This is a genomic window from Thermosynechococcus sp. (assembly GCF_046299655.1).
GTDB lineage: Bacteria > Cyanobacteriota > Cyanobacteriia > Thermosynechococcales > Thermosynechococcaceae > Thermosynechococcus.
On sequence record NZ_JBKBHZ010000001.1, the window covers coordinates 133949 to 152965 of the forward strand.

General features: G+C 54.0%; 19 protein-coding genes and 1 pseudogene. 11 read left to right on the forward strand and 9 right to left on the reverse strand.

Annotation, left to right across the window (positions count from 1 at the left end):
• Positions 1–2 precede the first annotated feature (2 nt).
• The 7 genes from ACK4HN_RS00790 to ACK4HN_RS00820 all read left to right on the forward strand — a co-directional run bounded on the left by ACK4HN_RS00790 (position 3) and on the right by ACK4HN_RS00820 (position 7945).
• The gene (locus ACK4HN_RS00790) at positions 3–962 is read left to right on the forward strand and encodes a glycosyltransferase family 2 protein (RefSeq protein ID WP_409877096.1); all 960 of its coding nucleotides are present in this window, start codon (positions 3–5) and stop codon (positions 960–962) included.
• Positions 963–976: 14 nt separating this feature from the next.
• Positions 977–2014 (forward strand): tRNA dihydrouridine synthase DusB, encoded by a 1038-nt coding sequence (gene dusB / locus ACK4HN_RS00795; protein WP_409877097.1) that lies wholly within the window; start codon positions 977–979, stop codon positions 2012–2014.
• A gap of 307 nt (positions 2015–2321) precedes the next feature.
• Positions 2322–4577, forward strand: coding sequence for a formate C-acetyltransferase (pflB, locus tag ACK4HN_RS00800; RefSeq protein ID WP_409877098.1), 2256 nt, complete (start codon positions 2322–2324; stop codon positions 4575–4577).
• A 37-nt stretch (positions 4578–4614) separates the two neighbouring features.
• Positions 4615–5466: an alpha/beta hydrolase gene (locus ACK4HN_RS00805; protein ID WP_409868182.1), complete on the forward strand. Its 852-nt coding sequence runs from the start codon at positions 4615–4617 to the stop codon at positions 5464–5466.
• Between the two features lie 24 nt (positions 5467–5490).
• The gene (locus tag ACK4HN_RS00810) at positions 5491–5712 is read left to right on the forward strand and encodes a sulfurtransferase TusA family protein (protein WP_181496396.1); all 222 of its coding nucleotides are present in this window, start codon (positions 5491–5493) and stop codon (positions 5710–5712) included.
• The gene (gene rsgA / locus ACK4HN_RS00815) at positions 5709–6755 is read left to right on the forward strand and encodes a small ribosomal subunit biogenesis GTPase RsgA (RefSeq protein ID WP_409868183.1); all 1047 of its coding nucleotides are present in this window, start codon (positions 5709–5711) and stop codon (positions 6753–6755) included. The genes ACK4HN_RS00810 and rsgA overlap by 4 nt, the downstream gene beginning before the upstream one ends.
• A gap of 5 nt (positions 6756–6760) precedes the next feature.
• Positions 6761–7945 (forward strand): glycosyltransferase, encoded by a 1185-nt coding sequence (locus ACK4HN_RS00820; RefSeq protein ID WP_409868184.1) that lies wholly within the window; start codon positions 6761–6763, stop codon positions 7943–7945.
• Between the two features lie 69 nt (positions 7946–8014).
• Here ACK4HN_RS00820 and ACK4HN_RS00825 read toward each other — a convergent pair whose 3' ends face one another.
• Both ACK4HN_RS00825 and ACK4HN_RS00830 read right to left on the reverse strand, forming a co-directional pair.
• A complete protein-coding gene (locus ACK4HN_RS00825; RefSeq protein WP_409868185.1) occupies positions 8015–8455 on the reverse strand; it encodes an NAD-binding protein in 441 nt (146 codons plus the stop codon).
• Positions 8456–8489: 34 nt separating this feature from the next.
• Positions 8490–8726 carry a hypothetical protein gene (locus ACK4HN_RS00830; protein ID WP_409868186.1) on the reverse strand — a complete coding sequence of 79 codons (237 nt, stop codon included), beginning with the start codon at positions 8724–8726 and terminating at the stop codon, positions 8490–8492.
• A 305-nt stretch (positions 8727–9031) separates the two neighbouring features.
• Here ACK4HN_RS00830 and ACK4HN_RS00835 point away from each other — a divergent pair, with 305 nt between their 5' ends.
• The gene (locus tag ACK4HN_RS00835; protein ID WP_409868187.1) at positions 9032–10369 is read left to right on the forward strand and encodes a hemolysin family protein; all 1338 of its coding nucleotides are present in this window, start codon (positions 9032–9034) and stop codon (positions 10367–10369) included.
• Here the strand turns inward: ACK4HN_RS00835 and ACK4HN_RS00840 are convergent.
• From ACK4HN_RS00840 to ureA, 4 genes are all read right to left on the reverse strand, one after another.
• Positions 10366–12618 carry a DUF3488 and DUF4129 domain-containing transglutaminase family protein gene (locus tag ACK4HN_RS00840; protein ID WP_409877099.1) on the reverse strand — a complete coding sequence of 751 codons (2253 nt, stop codon included), beginning with the start codon at positions 12616–12618 and terminating at the stop codon, positions 10366–10368. The two genes, ACK4HN_RS00835 and ACK4HN_RS00840, sit on opposite strands and share 4 nt — an antisense overlap.
• A gap of 208 nt (positions 12619–12826) precedes the next feature.
• Complete coding sequence (locus ACK4HN_RS00845; protein WP_409850875.1) at positions 12827–13102, reverse strand: MoaD/ThiS family protein; 276 nt, start codon at positions 13100–13102, stop codon at positions 12827–12829.
• A 50-nt stretch (positions 13103–13152) separates the two neighbouring features.
• On the reverse strand, positions 13153–14451 hold the full coding sequence (gene thrC, locus ACK4HN_RS00850; protein ID WP_409868189.1) for a threonine synthase: 1299 nt from the start codon (positions 14449–14451) through the stop codon (positions 13153–13155).
• 148 nt (positions 14452–14599) lie between these two features.
• The gene (ureA, locus tag ACK4HN_RS00855) at positions 14600–14902 is read right to left on the reverse strand and encodes an urease subunit gamma (protein WP_409868190.1); all 303 of its coding nucleotides are present in this window, start codon (positions 14900–14902) and stop codon (positions 14600–14602) included.
• A 67-nt stretch (positions 14903–14969) separates the two neighbouring features.
• Here ureA and ACK4HN_RS00860 point away from each other — a divergent pair, with 67 nt between their 5' ends.
• Positions 14970–15527 carry a 5-formyltetrahydrofolate cyclo-ligase gene (locus ACK4HN_RS00860; protein WP_409868191.1) on the forward strand — a complete coding sequence of 186 codons (558 nt, stop codon included), beginning with the start codon at positions 14970–14972 and terminating at the stop codon, positions 15525–15527.
• Between the two features lie 14 nt (positions 15528–15541).
• Here ACK4HN_RS00860 and ACK4HN_RS00865 read toward each other — a convergent pair.
• Positions 15542–15734 (reverse strand): annotated as a pseudogene (locus ACK4HN_RS00865) (hypothetical protein); the annotation flags it as partial.
• Positions 15735–15869: 135 nt separating this feature from the next.
• On the reverse strand, positions 15870–16769 hold the full coding sequence (locus ACK4HN_RS00870; protein WP_409868192.1) for a CoB--CoM heterodisulfide reductase iron-sulfur subunit B family protein: 900 nt from the start codon (positions 16767–16769) through the stop codon (positions 15870–15872).
• Between the two features lie 184 nt (positions 16770–16953).
• Here ACK4HN_RS00870 and metK point away from each other — a divergent pair, with 184 nt between their 5' ends.
• Positions 16954–18204, forward strand: a complete 1251-nt coding sequence (metK, locus tag ACK4HN_RS00875) for a methionine adenosyltransferase (RefSeq protein ID WP_409868193.1) — start codon at positions 16954–16956, stop codon at positions 18202–18204.
• Between the two features lie 33 nt (positions 18205–18237).
• Here the strand turns inward: metK and ACK4HN_RS00880 are convergent, their stop codons facing one another.
• Entirely contained in the window at positions 18238–18561 is a 324-nt protein-coding gene (locus ACK4HN_RS00880; RefSeq protein WP_409868194.1) for a hypothetical protein, read from the reverse strand.
• A 178-nt stretch (positions 18562–18739) separates the two neighbouring features.
• Here ACK4HN_RS00880 and ACK4HN_RS00885 point away from each other — a divergent pair, with 178 nt between their 5' ends.
• Positions 18740–18985, forward strand: coding sequence for a DUF3134 family protein (locus ACK4HN_RS00885; RefSeq protein ID WP_409868195.1), 246 nt, complete (start codon positions 18740–18742; stop codon positions 18983–18985).
• The last annotated feature ends 32 nt before the right edge of the window (positions 18986–19017 follow it).

Genomic DNA, 19017 nt, shown 5'->3' on the forward strand with positions numbered 1-19017 from the left:
CAGTGTTTGTGAGTGTTATTGTCCCAACCTACAATCGGCTCCCCATTCTCCAAAAGTGTGTTAAGGCGATCGCAAGTCAGGTCTGGACAGATGACCTTGACCTAAAGGGATATGAGGTAATTGTTGTGGATGATGGCTCGACTGACTGCACAGCAGAATGGCTCAGGGAAACCTCTATCTCCTTACCACATTTAAAACTTTTTCAGCAGGAGCACTGCGGTCCGGCAGCGGCACGCAACTTAGGTTTGCAATTTGCTAAAGGAGAATGGATCATCTTTATTGACAGTGATTTGGTGGTAAAAGAACGCTTTATTGAAGCACATCTGCGGCGGCTATGGAAGGAGAAAGAGCGGTTAGGGATTTCTGATCCTGTTGAAGTTCCTGCTTTTTCCTATGGTCGTGTGATCAATACCTGTAATTTTGAAGAACCAACTTCAGAGCCATATAAGGTCACTGATTTTTCAGCGGCTTATTTTGCAACAGGGAATGTAGCGATCGCCCGCCACTGGTTAGATAAAGCAGGCCTATTTGATACTCAGTTCCAGCTTTACGGCTGGGAAGATTTAGAACTCGGGGTGCGCCTCAAGAAATTAGGTTTGAGATTGCTGAAGTGCCCTGAAGCCGTTGGCTACCACTGGCATCCCCCCTTTACTCTCGATCAGGTTCCGGCGCTAATTGAAAAAGAAATCGAAAGGGGAAAAATGGCTGTTTTATTCTACAAAAAATATCCCACTTGGGAAGTCAGGCTCATGATTCAAATGACCCCCTTTCACTATTTCCTCTGGGCAGTTTTATCCCTATGGGGAATCCTCAATGAAAAAACAATGGCTCCTCTTCTTCAATGGCTTATCCGCAATAATCGCCCCCGAGCTGCCCTTGAAGTGGCTCGCATCTTTTTGAATTGGTATAATGTGCAGGCAGTTTATTCAGCCTATCGAGAGCAAGTCCTTGGGCACCACTGAACCTGTGTGCAGAGATGTTAACCCTGTCCCCAGAGCTAAAAGCCCGTTTAGCAACGCCATTGCAGATTGGCTCTGTGACGGTCAATAGTCGGGTCCTGCAGTCCCCTTTGGCCGGCGTTACTGATTTGGTGTTTCGGCGATTGGTGCGCCGCTATGCCCCGCACTCAATGATGTACACGGAGATGGTGAGTGCTTCCGGGCTGCATTACTTAAAAACGCTACCTCGGATTATGGAAGTGGATGCCAATGAGCACCCCATTAGTATTCAGCTCTTTGACTGTCGCCCTGATTTTCTCGCGGAAGCAGCAATCAAAGCGGTAGCAGAAGGTGCCGATACGGTAGATATCAACATGGGCTGCCCGGTGAATAAAATTACCAAGAACGGCGGCGGTTCTTCACTGTTGCGGGATGTGCAAACGGCAGCCACAATTGTGCGCACCGTCTCAGAAGCTGTACCAGTACCGGTTACTGTGAAAACGCGGATTGGCTGGAGCGATCAGGAGATCAATATCCTTGACTTTGCCAAGGCAATGGAAGATGCTGGCGCGGCAATGATTACGGTTCACGGGCGTACCCGTGCCCAAGGCTTTAACGGCCCAGCCCGCTGGGAGTGGATTGCGCGGGTGAAGGAGCGTGTCAGTATTCCGGTGATTGCCAATGGCGATATTTTCTCAGTGGAAGCGGCAGTGCGTTGTTTGGAGCAAACCGGCGCAGATGGGGTGATGTGCTCGCGGGGAACGATGGGCTATCCCTTCTTGGTAGGGGAAATTGATCACTTTTTGAAAACTGGGGAACGGCGGCCTGCGCCAACGGTGGTTGAACGTTTGCAGTGTGCGCGGGATCATCTCATTGCCCTCTGGGAATACAAGGGGGAGCGGGGGATTCGCCAAGCCCGTAAACATTTGACGTGGTACGCCAAGGGCTTTGCCGATGCTGCCGAACTGCGCAGTGAATTGTGTCGGGTTGAAACTCTAGAAGCGGGTTTAGCCTTACTTGATGCAGCAATTGAGCGTTTGCAGAGATCTGCAGAAAGGGAGGCGATCGCCGCCTAAACTAACCTAAACTCGTGAGAAAAAATTTTGATTTTTGTAAAGACTTCATAAAAACTTTCTAGAAATCAGCCTCCAGAACTCAGGAGGTATAATGAAGGTGTAGGTGTAAGCACCGCAAAAAGCCTGAGGCGGCTGAACCTACAAGAGGCATAGTTGAGTCTAGCTTGTGATCCAAGCTTTCGAGGTGTAAATTTTTCATCCTTTTACAGGTTGGCAGTGAGTAGGTTCTTGCGAGTAAAAATTGCGATCGCGAGAAGGACAAGGCGATCGCTAAGCATTGCTGCGTGCTTAATTGAGGAATACGCTTATGAACTGCACACGTTACACAGAACTGCCCGAAGTGGCATGGGAAGGATTTATAGGCGGCGATTGGGTGAATCGCATTGATGTCCGCGACTTTATTCAGCGCAACTATACTCCCTACACGGGGGATGGCTCTTTCCTTGTGGGGGCGAGCGATCGCACCCAGCAACTCTGGGCAAAAGTACGCGATCTCATGGCTCTAGAGCGAGAAAAAGGCGTCCTTGATGCCGATACCAGTGTTCCCTCTTCGATTACAGCTCACGCACCGGGCTACATTGATCGGGAGCTGGAGCAAATTGTTGGCCTGCAAACCGATAGGCCCCTGAAACGAGCCATCATGCCCTTTGGTGGCATTCGCGTGGTGGAAACCGCCCTCAAGGCCTATGGCTATGAGTTAGATCCGCGCACCAAGGAAATCTTCACCAAGTATCGCAAAACCCACAACGATGGCGTCTTTGATGCCTATACACCGGAAATGCGCCGCTGCCGTAAATCGGGGATCATTACAGGCCTGCCGGATGCCTATGGTCGGGGGCGGATTATTGGTGACTATCGCCGCGTCGCTCTCTATGGCGTGGATCGCTTGATTGCCGACAAACAGGCACAGCAGGCCTCCCTAGAAGTGGATGTGATGGACGAAGAAACCATCCGCCTGCGGGAAGAACTTTCTGAGCAAATCAAAGCCCTCAAGGAACTCAAGGAAATGGCCGCCAGCTATGGCTTTGATATTTCGCGGCCTGCGGCCAATGGCAAAGAGGCAGTACAGTGGCTCTACTTTGGCTACCTAGCGGCAGTTAAAGAACAAAACGGTGCCGCCATGTCCCTGGGGCGGGTCTCAACCTTCCTTGACATTTACTTTGAACGGGACTTGCGCCGTGGCACTGTCACAGAAGCCGACATCCAAGAGTGGATTGACCACTTTGTGATGAAACTGCGGATGGTGCGCTTCCTGCGGACGCCGGAATACAATGAACTCTTTTCTGGCGATCCCACATGGGTGACGGAATCCATTGGTGGTATGGGTCTCGATGGCCGCCCATTGGTGACGAAAACCAGCTTCCGCATTCTGAATACCCTCTATACCCTTGGGCCTGCCCCGGAACCCAACTTGACAGTGCTGTGGTCGGAAAACTTGCCAGAGGCCTTCAAACGCTTCTGCGCCCAAGTTTCCATTGACACCAGTTCAATCCAATACGAAAACGACGACTTGATGCGTCCCTACTGGGGCGATGACTACGCGATCGCCTGCTGTGTCTCGGCCATGCGGGTCGGCAAACAAATGCAATTCTTCGGGGCACGGGTGAACTTAGCTAAAGCCCTGCTCTACGCCATCAACGGCGGGCGGGATGAAGTCTCTGGTCAGCAAGTAGCACCCATGTTTGCGCCAATTACGGGCGACACGCTGAAGTGGGAAGAAGTGCTGCCGCGCTTTCAGCAGGTGATGGCATGGTTGGCGAAGGTGTATGTCAATACCCTCAACGTCATCCACTACATGCACGATAAGTACTGCTACGAGCGGCTGGAGATGGCGCTCCACGATCGCGATGTCTTCCGCACGATGGCCTGTGGGGTGGCGGGTCTCTCGGTGGTGGCAGATGCCCTCTCGGCCATTAAGTACGCCGAGGTGAAAGTGATTCGCAATGCCGATGGGTTGGCGGTGGACTACGAGATCAAGGGGGACTTTCCGAAGTACGGCAACAACGACGATCGCGTGGATAGCCTTGCAGTGTGGCTGGTGGAAACCTTCATGAATGAAATCCGCAAACACAAAACCTACCGCAATGCGGTGCCCACGCAGTCAATTCTGACGATTACCTCCAATGTCGTCTACGGCAAGAAAACGGGCAATACTCCCGATGGCCGCAAAGCCGGTGAACCTTTTGCGCCGGGGGCCAACCCCATGCACGGTCGTGACACCAAAGGGGCGATCGCCTCACTAGCGTCCGTAGCCAAGTTGCCCTATGTCCATGCCCAAGATGGCATCTCCAACACGTTCTCCATCGTGCCCAGTGCCCTTGGCAAGACACGGGAAGATCAAATCAACAACTTGGTGAATCTGCTGGACGGGTACATCCATGATCAGGGCTTCCACATCAATGTCAACGTACTTAACCGCGAAATGTTGTTGGATGCAATGGATCACCCAGAACGGTACCCACAACTCACCATCCGGGTGTCCGGCTATGCGGTGAACTTCATCAAACTTACCCGTGAACAACAGTTGGATGTGATTAAGCGTACGTTCCATGAGCGCTTTTAGGCTCATCTTTAGGCTCTCTGGGCGAACTGCCGCCTAGATGAACGTCGCACCCTCTACCTCGGTTGCTCTGGCGATCGGGGTAGATTTTTTCTATGTTGGTAACGTCTGGTATGCAACTGCATTGATTCATCTCGTCAATAGTCCCTTTTTCTATGGTCATCTTGGCAGCGATCGCGCCTGCTTGTTGCTCCATGGCTTGGGGGGCGGGGCTTATGAACTGCAGCTCTTGGCAGAAGTGCTTTACGAAGCGGGGTGGACCGCTCAGGGCATCCTCTATCCGGGGCACGATCGCCCCAGTGCCCAAATGCCCGCCTCGACATGGTCGCAGTGGTATGAGGCCGTCGTCAGTGCCTTTCAGGCTTTGCGAGAGAGCTATCCAACGGTTGCGGTGATCGGCTTTTCTACGGGGGGGACGCTTGCCCTTCATCTTGCCTATCACTATCCTGTTGATGCGTTAGTGCTCCTTGCTCCCTTTTTGCGGATTTACCGGCCTTGGTTTTCGCCCGTGGCCCCAGAGCGGTTGGTGCAGTCCCTTGGCCAGTGGATGCCTTGGCTGCCGCGGCGGCACCTGCCGATTCGCGATCGCCCCCTGCGTCAAGCAGCAGAAGCGGCCTGTTTTTTCAAAACTTTTAACCTCCAAGCCGTGCGCAGTGCCCTCGACCTCATTGCCCAAGTGGAAGAGGAATTGCCGAGGATCACCACCCCGACACTCATTCTCCAAAGCCATGGTGACACCGTCGTTGACCCCCAAGGGGCACAAATCATCTATGAACAACTGGGCAGCTCCCACAAAGAATTGCACTGGCTCAAGGATTCGGATCATTTGCTCCCCCTTGATGGGGAGCGAGAGCAGGTCTTCGCCAAGGTGGTCGCCTTTTTGGGAAGATAGTTGCAGTTGGTTACTTGCCCTGCCATGGAAACATTGGATCTACGGGGAACGCCCTGTCCTTTGAACTTTGTGCGCACCAAACTGCGATTGCAACAGCTACCCCCCCAGCAGCCCCTTGAGGTGTGGTTGGATGCGGGGGAACCGATTGAGCAGGTGCCCGATAGTCTGCGGATGGCGGGCTACGATGTTTTGGCGATTGAGCCACGGCAGGACTATTTTGCCCTTCAGGTGCAGCGTCCCGCATGAGTGATCTGGTGGGCTTGGTGCGGGCAGTTCAGGCCAATTACTACCGCGTGCGCCTGCGGGAATCCATCAATGGCATTGAGGAGTTACTGTGTGTGCGCCGTGCCCGCCTCAAGAAGATGGGGCAGCAGGTGTGTGTGGGGGATTGGGTTGTCATTAGCCATGTCGACTGGCAAGGACACCGAGGAGCGATCGCTGAGATTTTACCCCGCCGCAATCAATTGCCACGCCCGGCGATCGCCAATGTGGATCAGGTTTTGCTCCTTTTTGCTCTGGCCGACCCCCCTGCCGATGTCCATCAAATTACCCGCTTCCTCTTGACCGCAGAGGGCTTGAATGTCGAGATTCACGTGGTCTTCACCAAAGCGGATTTAGTTTCTGCGCAAGAGCAACAGCAGTGGCGCGATCGCCTGCATCAATGGGGCTACAGTTGTGATGTCATTTGCCTCACTGTGGGGAACAGTTGGCAGTGCCTGCAACCGCGTCTGGCCCACAAAATCACTGTCGTCTGTGGCCCGTCGGGCGTAGGCAAAAGTAGCCTGATCCGCCAGCTTCTCCCTTGGGAGGCAATTCGGGTGGGCGCGGTCTCCGATCACTGGCATCGAGGGCGGCACACCACTCGCCATGTGGAACTGTTTCCCCTGCCAGCGGGGGGCTGGATTGCCGATACGCCGGGCTTTAACCAGCCTGAACTGCCCCCAGACCCTCTGCAATTGGCGGCGGCCTTTCCAGAGATTCGCCAACGCCTCAGCAAGGGTCAGTGCCTTTTTGATAACTGTCGCCACGATCAAGAACCGGGCTGCTGTGTACGCGGTGATTGGGAGCGCTACCCCCTCTACCTTGAGTATTTGCATGAGCTAGAAGCTATGGCGAGGGCAGCACCCTCCGTTAACGATGTGCCGCGCGTGAAAGCGAAAAGTGACCGCCAAGGGCAGCAGCGCCTTGAACCCCTCTTGGATTCGAAAAAATATCGCCGCCGATCGCGACGGCAGCAACATCAGCAGCTCAACCCTATGGCTGACGAAGTCCTTGATAGCGAACTGTGATAACTATGCCCCCTGTGTTCACCCTCGTCCTGTTAAGTGTAACGGCTCTTTCCCTTGTGATCTGGCTGGTTTTGCTGCTCTTTTGGGGACAGTTTTGGCGCACGGATCAGCGGCTACAGGGGGGAGACCTCAGGGCTTGGCCAACGGTGGTGGTTGTCATTCCAGCCCGCAATGAGGCGGCGGTGATAGGTATCAGTGTGCGATCGCTCCTAGAACAGGACTACGCTGGAACCTTACACCTAATTTTGGTGGACGATCAAAGTGACGATGGCACAGGGGACATTGCGCGCCAAACGGCTCTGGAACTGGGCAAGGGCGATCGCCTGACAGTTATCGAGGGTACACCACTCCCCCCCGGCTGGTCAGGTAAGCTCTGGGCACTGTCCCAAGGCATCGAGGCTGCCCGTGCATTTCATCCCGATTACTTGCTGCTCACGGATGCCGATATTGCCCACGATCGCCAAAATTTGCGGCAACTGGTCGCCCACGCCCGTCAGCAACAGTGCGCCCTTGTCTCCCTGATGGTGAAACTGCGCTGCCAAAGTGTCTGGGAAAAACTGCTCATTCCCGCCTTTGTCTTTTTCTTTGCCAAGCTCTACCCTTTTCGTTGGGTTAACGATCCGCAGCGGGCAACGGCAGCCGCGGCCGGCGGTTGTATTTTGATTGATCCTCTGGCACTGGACAAGATTGGTGGCATTGCCTGTATTCGTGATGCCCTAATTGATGATTGTTCTTTGGCTGCCGCTGTAAAGCGAGCGGGGTACCGCATCTGGTTGGGGCTAACCCCCACAACGGTGAGTTTGCGCGCCTACAACAGTCTCAACAGTATTTGGCAAATGGTGGCTCGCACTGCCTATACGCAGTTGTCTTATTCCCCCCTGTTGCTCGTCGGAACCGTGATTGGCATGACCCTAGTGTATTTGTGGGCGCCCCTTGCCCTTGGTATCGGTCTCATCAGTCAATCGCTGCCTTTGATCGTAATGGGGGGACTCACTTGGGGCTTGATGGCGATCGCCTACGGGCCAACGGTGCGTTTCTATGGCCTCAATGGTACTTGGGCGCTGACACTGCCGGTGATTGCCTGCCTCTATACGCTAATGACACTGGATTCTGCCCGTCGCCACTGGCAAGGTCGGGGCGGTGCTTGGAAAGGACGGGTTTATCCGCGCAAGTCATCGATGGGGCGATAAGCCATGACAATCAGGGTATCACTGGGGTCAAGGCCCTGAAAGTCTGTGGGACGAGGGTTGTGCCCCAGCTCAATAAACTGGCTCAATAAAGTAAAAGTAAAACTCATTGGTGTGGTCGGAGTAGGTCAACAATTGGCGATAGACTTCCGACATTTGGCGAAAGAGGGCACTTTGGGCAAGGATGCCAGAACTATAGTCCTGACTGGAGATGACTTCATCAACCCCAGCTTCCTTGAGGTGACGCTGGCGATCGCTATTCACCAATTCCGCCACCCCATGAATATCCTGCTCTTGGCCGGGGATTTTCTCTAGGTGCTTCACCGCAAGGGCAATGAGGGCATTTTTTTCATCGGCAGCCTCCATATCGGCATCGGCAAGCAGAATAATCGCCTTGGCCTTGGGAGCATTCAGCCGTTCGAGGGTACCGTGATGGGTGGGATCCCCCTGCACGACAAAGACATCGGCGCGCTCTTGGAATTCGGGGTCGAGTTTAATCGGTTCCGCACACAACAGGACAAGATCGCGGGGATGGTGGCGGTTGGCCTCAATGAGTTGCCGCAGTACAAGGGGAGCTTTGGCATTCCAATTGCAGGCAATTAATGGGGTTGCTAAAGGATTTCATCGGTAGCGTTTGAGCAAGGGCTTGGGTGACAAAGTGGGAAGAAAACTTGCCAATCAGGGCGCCAAAGGCAAAGGTGCCAAAGAGCAGCAGCAGCAGTTGTAGGACTTGCCCAAGGGCGATCGCCCCTAGGGTAAGGAAGGGTTGAAGCCGCTCGTGCATTGGCTAGCGGGGGAAACATCACGTCTATTCTAAGATTCCTCCCCCTTGTAGAGTCTCCCAGATTCCAGTATCCTGACTGCTATACAACCCTTCGGAATAGGTTGGCACAGCCTCAAAACAGCCACAACTGCTTAATGACGGAATTACATTCCCCCCACAGGTTAATACCACTGGCAGAGGAGCAATTTATTCAGCATCATGGAAACAATATCGGCAGTAAAGGAGCAGTCTCTTGAATAAGCCTGACGACCGACGATGCCGACTCAGACTGTATATCTGGGGTTCCCCCTAGAAGAATAGCTGCAATGTCTGCCGCTGCCTTAGAAATCTTACTTGTGCTGCTGCTCATCATCGCCAACGGCATTTTTGCTGGTGCTGAAATCGCAGTGGTCTCTGCCCGCAAAGTCCGCCTCGAGCAACTAGCAAAACGGGGTAAACGCAAGGCTAGAGCTGCCCTCAAATTAGCCAACTCTCCGAATAATTTTCTTTCGGCTGTACAAATTGGGATTACCCTGATTGGTATTCTCAGTGGTGCCGTGGGGGGGGCCACCCTTGCTCAGCGGTTACAGGTTGCCCTCAGCCCCTTGCCTTGGTTGGGTCAATACAGCCAGCCTCTGAGTATTGCGATTGTGGTGACGGGTATCACTTATCTTTCCCTTGTGATTGGCGAACTGGTGCCCAAGCGCATTGCCATGACGTACCCCGAGGCGATCGCCTGCAATATTGCTAAACCCATGACATGGCTGACGAAATTAGCCGCCCCGATTGTGCATCTATTAAGTGTCTCAACGGATGCCATCCTGCAAGTATTGGGTATTGCCACCACTGCCGAACAAACGGTTACTGAGGATGAAATCAAAGTTCTCATTGAGCAGGGAGCACAGGCGGGTCTCTTTGAGGTGGCAGAGCAGGACATGGTGGCACGGATTTTCAATTTGGGCGATCGCCCGATCGAGTCCATCATGACCCCCCGCACCGATATTGTTTGGCTGGATATTGAATCTCCCCTTGAAGAAATCGAAGCTGATATTCTAGCCAGTTCTCACTCGCGGTTTCCCGTGGCCGAAGAAACCATTGATCACTGCTTGGGCATTATTTCCGCCAAGGACTTTTTGGCCGCCCGCTTAACTCAGCAAACTATTGACCTGCGTCAGCTTTTGCAACCAGCACTCTTTGTTCCCGAAGGCCTACCTGCCCTTGATGTCCTTGAACTTTTTCGCCAATCGAGTCAGCATATTGCCCTGATTACAGATGAATACGGTGGCATTGAAGGGCTAGTCACCCTCAATGATCTCACGGAAGCAATTATCGGCACCCTGCGCCACGATGAGGGGGAGGAACCACAAGTCATTCAGCGGGAGGATGGCTCTTGGCTGTTGGATGGGCTGCTTTCTACCTATGAACTCAAGGAATTGCTGCGGCGGGAAAGTTTGCCTGAGGAGGACACAGCCAACTACCACACCCTTGGCGGGCTAATCATTACCCTGTTTGGGCGCATTCCCCAGTCGGGAGATTACATTGAAACCGATGGCCTGCGCTTTGAGGTGGTGGATATGGATGGCAACCGTGTGGATAAGGTGCTGGTGACTGAACTAGTGAGCGATGATGTCCTTGCCGATGACGGCCCCAAGGACAAGGATTAACGACGGCGCAAATCGGCTACCGTGCGTTGCAGCGATCGCCAGCGTTGTTGTCGCAGTTGGCTCAGGGCGCGCTTCAGGGGTGGCAAGGGGGGATGATCACCACCATAGCGCCAAGCCACATAGGCTTGGGTCAGGGTTTCAATGGCACGCTGACTAATGGCATCCAGACGGCCACAGGTTTGCAGCGATCGCGCATATTCCCAAGGGGTTTGATTGGGTCGCTTCGCTAATCCCTGCTGGGCAAGACCATCGAGCATTTGTACATAGAGGCGGGCGATCGGCGGCAGTTTTTGTAGGCGTTGACGATATCGCCACGTCTGGAGAGCATACCACAAGCCCCAAACAACAATGACACCCCCAAAGAGAATCAGAATCCCTTGCACTATGCCCCCCAACCCTTGGCTAAACAGATCAAAGAATTTTTGCAAAGCGGTTTCGAGCGTGGCAAAGAGCGTACCAAGGAATCCTGTAACGGGTGTCGGCAACCAGCTGGTGACCCACTGCCAAAACTGCTGCAGGACGCTAAAGGTCTGATCCACCTCTAGGGTTTGAGGATAGAGATCATGGCCAGGGATGGGATCAAAGAGAAACCAGCCCAAGTTGGGAAAGTAGGCTTCCGTCAGGGCATAGGCGTCAGTGTTGCGAACCACGTACAAGCCCGTAAAGGGGTTAAATTCCCCTGTGCCTAAACCGGTGACCAAACGGCTGGGAATGCCAATACTGCGCAACAGCAGTGTCAACGCCGTGGAAAAGTGATCGGGATAGCCGCCCCGCCACTCAAAGAGAAAGGCCTCCACTAGGTCTTGATCTTTTCCTAGTTCAGGAATATCGGTTTTCAAGGTATAGGATTGCTTCAGGGCTTGGGTGAGGTAGAGGGCTTGCTCGTAGGGTTCGGGAATCGAGCGATCGGCCTTGGCAAGGAGGTCTTGGGCCAGCTTTTGCAGCCGTGGTTTGAGGTCAGGGGGCACTTCAAGGTAGGACTGATAGCCCAAGGTGTGATTTAATTTTGGCGCTCTGCGCAACAGGGAGCGATCGCGCACGGGCACTTGAGAAATCACCGAATAGGTCAGCCCCTCGGGCAAAGGCAGCGGCGCCCGCAGGCCACCATCGGGATCGCGGGCAATTTCGCGGGTGGGAAAATAGAGTTCGCGCGGCTCATAGAGGTGCGGAATCAGGTTACTAAACTCAGAAACAATGGTGTAGGTCTGAATCACTTCCCGCGTTGGCATTTGGGAAAGTTGCTGCGGCAGCAGATAGCGAAAACTCCAAGGGGAACGCCGCAGCACTTCTGCCTCATCGTTGCGACTAATGCGCCAACCGCGCCCCGTGTATTCGTCAAAGGCAAGGACTCGCCAAAAGCCGGGGGCTTGCGATCGCACCCGCATGAGTTCCCTTGGCACCATGGGCAGGCCAAAGGTCTGATCAATTTCACTGTTAAACCCGTAGTAAAAATTGCTATCAAAGGTGTCAGCAAACGTCTGATTGACCAGTGCCTCCCCTGCCCCTCCCCTGCCACGGCCACTGACAAATCCCGGATTGATCACCCGCGCTTGGTCAAATTTCCCTTCCACCTGAATGTCTGCACTGACCGGCAAGGCACGAATCTGATAGCCGGGGAAACGCGGCAGCAGTACAAAGACCACCATCCCCAAGCCGAGAATCAGGGCAAAGAGGCCGACCCATTGCCGCCAAGGCAAGCGTAGGGATGGCGAGGTGGTAGAAAGTAAACCAAGGCGCGAACGGTAGTCAAGTACAAGAACTGGCAGGGCGATCGCCAGAAAGAGCACGAGAAACAGGCCAAAGGTCATGGTTTGACTGAGGGTGGCCGCCACACTAATTAAAATTAGGGCAATCACCATCGAGTAACCCAAATCCTTACGGCGGGGCAAGTCAAAGCTATGGAGCACTTGCAGTTGAATCAAGAGTTCCGTCAGCAGAATGCGGGAATCTTGATTGAGGGTGGCCAATCGCCCCAAAAAAATCGCCAATGCCGTCAACATCCCAATGGCGATCGCCAGCTTTGCCACAACATTTCTTTGCCGCCGTGCCCACCAACTCCAACTAAAGCCCACAATAGAGAGGGGAACCGCCCAAAGACTATTGGCAGTATCCGCCGCCACATCAGTTGCCACCAAGCCAACAATCACCATGCCCAAGACCCCTAGGCGCAGGAGCAGGGAATCCTCCACCTCTTTGGCGGGAGCGAGCATTGGGGAATTAGCAATGGGTTGCAACCAAGACTGAAACATCGGACAGCAGCAGCAAACAGTGCCCTGATCCTAACAAATCTCCCCTCTAGAAGTGCGAGGGCCTTTGGGGGCGTCCAGCTTGCAGCCTAGGCTATCACCCCGCCCTTGCTGCTGCAAATCCCGCAGGACTCACCCCCTTTTCTCTAGCTGCAAGAGGAGGTGTAGAAGCCCCTCAACACCCTTTGCTTGGCTAGGAGGGGATGCCGGCTCAGCCGCCAGCGATCGCCGGAATAATGCTCACCTCATCCCCATCTTTGAGGGGGGTTTCAAGACCATTCAGGAAGCGAATGTCCTCATTGTTGACGTAGAAGTTCACAAATCGCCGCAGTTGGCCATTTTCATCACAGAGCCGCCCTTTGATGCCGGGGCAGTCCTGTTCTAGCTTATCCAGAAGCTCAGCAATCGATTGGGCTTGGCACTCCACCGTCGCCTGATCGCGGGTGAGTTTTTGCAAGGGAGTGGGAATCAAAACTGTAACAGCCATAGACCTCTACAAACTATCAGTAAATTTCAACACAGGGTCGGGAAAACCAACTAGACCAATACCGGTTGCCAATCCAACCGTTCGAGGGTGCGCGATCGCTCCAAGGCACGCTCAAAGCTGGCTAACTTGGGTTCAATTGTCAGGGGTTGACCAATGTCGTTTTGCACCGCCTCTTGGGTTTTCAGGCCATTGCCGGTGATATAGACCACGGTCACTTCCTCCGGATCAATGGTGCCTGCTTCCACCAGCTTTTTGAGCACGGCAATTGTGGTGCCGCCAGCGGTTTCAGTGAAAATACCTTCCGTTTCCGCTAGGAGTTTAATGCCTGCGACAATTTCTTCATCGGTGGCTGCCGCGATCGCCCCATTGGTCTTGCGGGCAATGTCTAGGGCATAAACACCATCGGCGGGGTTACCAATGGCAATGGACTTGGCAATGGTGTTGGGCTTCACCGGTGCCACAAAGTCGCGCCCTTCAGCATAGGCTTGGGCAATGGGAGAGCAGCCCGCTGCTTGGGCACCGCTACAGCGCACGGGTTTATCAGCCACCAGACCCACTTCCACAAATTCGCGGAAGCCTTTGTAAATTTTCGTGAACAAGGAGCCAGAGGCTAAGGGAGCCACAATGTGGTCAGGAAGCTGCCAGCCCAACTGTTCAATGACCTCATAACCGAGTGTCTTTGACCCTTCCGAGTAGTAGGGGCGCAAATTGATATTGACAAACCCCCACCCGTGGGTATTCGCCACTTCTGAGCACAGGCGATTCACTTGGTCGTAGTTGCCCTCCACGGCCATCACCGTTGGTGCATAGATGAGCGTCCCCAAGATCTTTCCTGCTTCCAGATCCGCGGGAATAAAGACGCAGCAGTCTAGGCCGGCGTGGGCGGCGATCGCCGCCGTGGAGTTTGCCAAATTGCCAGTACTGGCACAGGAGACTGTCGTAAACCCCAATTCCCGCGCCCGCGTCAACGCCACCGACACCACCCGATCCTTGAAGCTAAGGGTGGGCATATTCACCGCATCGTTTTTGATGTACAGGTGCTTGAGTCCGAGGCGCCGTGCCAACCGCTGGGCTTTGATAAGGGGAGTCATCCCTGTGCCCACATCAATTGGATTGGCCGAGGTCACGGGCAAAAAGGGACGGTAGCGCCAAATGGACTTTGGCCCTGCTTCAATGGTGCTGCGACTGACCGCTGCGGCCAATCGGTTCAGGTCGTACTTGACTTCAAGTGGCCCAAAACAGTATTCACAGACGTGAATGGCTTGGGGTTCGTACTCTGCGCCACACTCTTTGCATTTGAGGTGGGTAAAGTAGGCGGTTTCAGTGGCGGAGGTCAACGTTGCGGTCATGGGTCTTCAGCCTGCCTCAGACAAGATGATGACCATCCTAGCAAGGGGCGATCGCCCTGTCAAATATATCCGACTATTTTTATCGGGATTTGAATGGCGCGCAAAATTTTCCCATTGCCTTGGGGTCATGTCGCGGCTATTTCAGCCTTCAGCGAATGGGGGTGTGGACTGTCACCAGCTTGGTGCCATCGGGAAATGTGGCTTCGACTTGTACCTCTGTGAGCATTTCTGGCACCCCCTCCATGACATCGTCACGGCTGAGCAGCGTTGTGCCATAGCTCATTAAATCAGCAACCGTGCGTCCCTCCCGCGCCCCTTCCAAAATGGCAGCAGAAATATAGGCCACTGCTTCGGGATAATTGAGCTTGAGGCCCCGTGCTTTACGACGTTCAGCCACAAGAGCGGCAGTAAAAATCAGCAGCTTGTCTTTTTCTTGGGGGGACAGTTGCATTGTTCCTCAGGCTAAACACTCACTTTGGCCTCTATATTAACCTGTGGCTTTGGTGCCCAGAAAATCAATGATGGATAAAGCCAGACTGCGACAACACTATATTAAATGGCGGCAGCACTTGAGCGATCGCCAGTGGCAAGACCGCAGTCAGCGCATTTGTCAACACTTGCTTAATCATCCCCAGTTTCAACAGGCAACTACGGTCTTGACCTACGTGCCCCATCGGCGAGAACCCGATTTACGCTCCCTCTGGTCCCTCCCAAAACAGTGGGGGTTGCCCCGTGTCGTGGGTCAGGATTTACAGTGGCACTGTTTTGATGGCAAGGCAGATACCCTGCAGCAAGGGCGCTATGGGATTTGGCAACCTGCTGCCGATGCTCCGCTGGTTGAGCCGTCCCGTGTTGATCTGTGTTTGGTGCCTGCCGTTGCCTGCGATCGCCAAGGGTACCGTCTCGGCTATGGAGCCGGTTTTTTTGATCGCCTCTTTGCCCACCCCGATTGGCAGCACGTGTGTCGCTGGGGAATTGTCTTTGAGGCAGCGGTTTTAGAGGAATTGCCCCGTGATCCGTGGGATCAGCCACTGCAAGCGATCTGCACCGAATCAGGCATCTTGGAAATCAGGTGACATACTCCCGACCCTCACGCTTCGCGTAGAGGGCGGGCTTCTCCAGTCTTTCGACCTTCGCGTTTTATAGTGAGCCGATGCCCTAGGCTCACTGTTTTGATGAGTATCGCCGAGTTGATGTCTCGCGACGTTGTTTAGGAACCCTGCTCTCCCCGCATCGGCAAAACTTTTATTTAGGCTGGATTTAGCCGCCTGACCGTTGGGCAAGGATTATAGCACACACTTATTGCACAGCAAGACTCCCCTCGCTTGGGCACTTCGGGGGCAGCGAACCCCCTCAGCGCCTTTGGCTCTCATCCCGACACTCCCCTTCGGAAGAGCGCGGGGCTTCCCGCCGATTAGCTAAAGCCCTAGTTTTGCTAACACTGGCTGCGTTGAAACCACATGTTTTCTTAAACCCAGTTCCTCAGGACTGAGGCCAAGGGCTAGTCCCACCAGTTGCGGCAAGTGGAGAATCGGCAGATTGAGGGCAACTCCCACCTGCTGGGCAATCTCTGGTTGACGGGCATCGAGATTCAGGTGACACAGAGGACAGGGCGTCACAATGCAATCGGCACCACTGGCGATCGCGCTTTGGAGTCGTTGGGCCGCCATGGCAAAACTGGCCGTTGTGGCATAGCTGGAAATGGGCCAACCACAGCACTGGGTGCGTCCCTCATACGCTACAGGGGTGGCGCCTAATGCCTCAAACACCTGTTCCATTGAGGTGGGGTGAATCGGGTGATCAAAGGGAAGCCTCTCTTGGGCGCGCAGGAGATAGCAACCATAAAAGGCGGCGCAGCGAAGTCCGCTGAGGGGACGACGGACGCGATTGCGCAACTCGTCAATGCCCACATCCCCAACAATGGCCCAGAGCAAATGCTTGACTTCGGTGGTGCCTTGGTAAGGAGCGCAGCCCTGTTGCGTCAACACTTGGTTAATTTCTGCCACGTACTCTGGGCGATCGCGCTGAAAGGTTTTGAGGCGTTCATCCACATGGCCAATCACCCCCTGACAGGTGCTGCAATGGGTCAACAGGGGCAAGGCCAACTCTTCAGCTAGGGCAATGTTGCGAGCATTGACGGTATCCTCTAGAAGCCACGAATTTTCCTTAAATGTGCCTGAGCCACAACAACTGGCCTCCTTCAATTCCACTAGCTCGATATTCAACAGGGGGGCGATCGCCCGCGTTGAGAGGTCTAATTCCCGACAAGCACCCTGAGCCACACAACCGGGATAGTAGGCATAGCGTAAAGCAGACATACAACTCGAAAAGCCTGAAATCTGCTCCTAGTCTAGCCAATCCTCAGGTTCACTCGTGTGTCCCGCCCCTCAGGTATAATCCTAGAATTTAGGAACCAGTCCTTGTTTTTTTGTCAAAAGGCCGTGTTAGCATAAGCCAATTTCTTGCCGTTCTTTCAACAACCCATGCCATAGGAGTGCTACCTTGCGTTACTTATTTAGTTCGGAATCCGTCACTGAAGGCCACCCCGATAAAATTTGTGACCAAATCGCCGATGCCATTCTGGATGCACTGCTTACCCAAGACCCCCAGAGTCGCGTTGCCGCTGAAGTTGTCGTAAATACGGGTCTGGTGCTGATTACGGGGGAAATTACCACCAAAGCACAGGTCAACTACGTCAACCTCGCACGGCAGAAAATCCGTGAAATTGGCTACACCGACGCTGACAACGGCTTTGCTGCCAATAGCTGTGCTGTTATCGTTGCCCTGGATGAGCAATCCCCCGATATTGCCCGCGGGGTGGACACTGCCCAAGAAGCACGGGAACACCTGAGTGATGCCGAATTAGATCGTGTTGGAGCGGGCGATCAGGGCATTATGTTTGGCTATGCCTGCAACGAAACCCCTGAGTATATGCCCCTGCCCATTAGCTTGGCTCACCGCATGGCGCGTCGCTTGGCGGCTGTCCGCAAAACGGGTCAACTCCCTTACCTGCGTCCCGATGGCAAAACCCAAGTCACCGTCATCTATGAAGATGGCCAGCCGGTGGGCATTGACACGATCTTGATTTCCACCCAACACACGGCCACCATTGGTGACATTAGCGACGAAGCCGCCGTTCAAGAAAAGATCAAAGCCGATCTATGGGAAGCAGTGGTCAACCCTGTCTTTGCGGATCTAGCGATCAAACCCGATGACAAGACCCGCTTTCTCGTCAATCCCACGGGCAAATTTGTCATTGGTGGCCCCCAAGGAGATTCGGGACTCACGGGACGCAAACTCGTCGTGGATACCTACGGTGGCTATGCCCGTCACGGCGGCGGTGCCTTTTCCGGGAAAGACCCCACCAAGGTGGATCGCAGTGCCGCCTACATGGCGCGTTACATTGCCAAAAACATCGTTGCCGCAGGGCTAGCCGATAAATGCGAGTTACAGATTAGCTATGCCATTGGTGTTGCTCGCCCCATGAGCCTCTTTGTGGATACCTTTGGCACGGGTAAACTCGCTCCAGAGCAATTGCTGGAGTTGATTAAAGCCCACTTTGATCTGCGCCCCGCTGCCATTATCCAAACCTTTGGCCTGCGCCACTTGCCTCAGGAGCGCGGTGGTCGCTTCTACCAAGATGTGGCTGCCTACGGTCACTTTGGGCGTGATGATCTCGACCTACCTTGGGAAAAACTCGATAAAGTGGCAGACTTGCAAGCCGCTGCCGCTCAGTTTCTAAGTGCAGTCTAGGAACATATTTGGGGGGATTTCTCCCCCCTCTAGCTACTGGGTGACTCGTTGCAGGCAGGTTTGTGCGGTGTTGGTGAGCATCTGACGCACTTCAGGAGTGACATTCGTCTGCACATTTTCCCCGATCGCCTGAAATTCTGCCAAGGTCAATGAGGATTGCAGTTCATTGATCACACAGGTACAGTAGGCATTGGCGTATTGCGCCATTTGCGGCACCTCTTGTTGCAGAGCAGTCGTACATTCACTGGTAAATCGGGAAACCACTTCTGGGGGATAGGGAGCGGCGATCGCCCCCCCACCGAGGGACACCGCACTTAAAACCGTCAAAGTGATGGATGATTTTTTGAGTAAAGACATTCTTGCTATCCCTCGTGTATCAAAGTTTCAGGCCTATTCTTTAGCGACTTCTCCAGTCTAGGCAAGTTCCAGAGAATGTGCCACTTTCGGTGATCGCCACAATGTGAAGATTTACATTCCTAAGGCCAAACGTTAGACTAAGGGATTGCACTACCACAACACTGTTCACCCTAGCCCTATGACCCTCCATAACCCATCCTTGTACGAAGAACCCATTTCCCACAAGAACTTGACGACTGCCGGTCGTTCCGATCGCTCTATTCTGGAATGGCTAAGGCAAAGCGGCCGCTTGATTCCCCGCGATGGCAATGAGGCAGACCCTCTCCTAGATAGCGCCCTCGATGATATGGGTGAAATTGAGGAATTTGTGGGTGACTCCTTGGGCGATTACGACGAAGAAGATGACCTAGAGCTTGAGGAGTAGGGCACAAATCCGCCTATTATCGGAGTGATGTG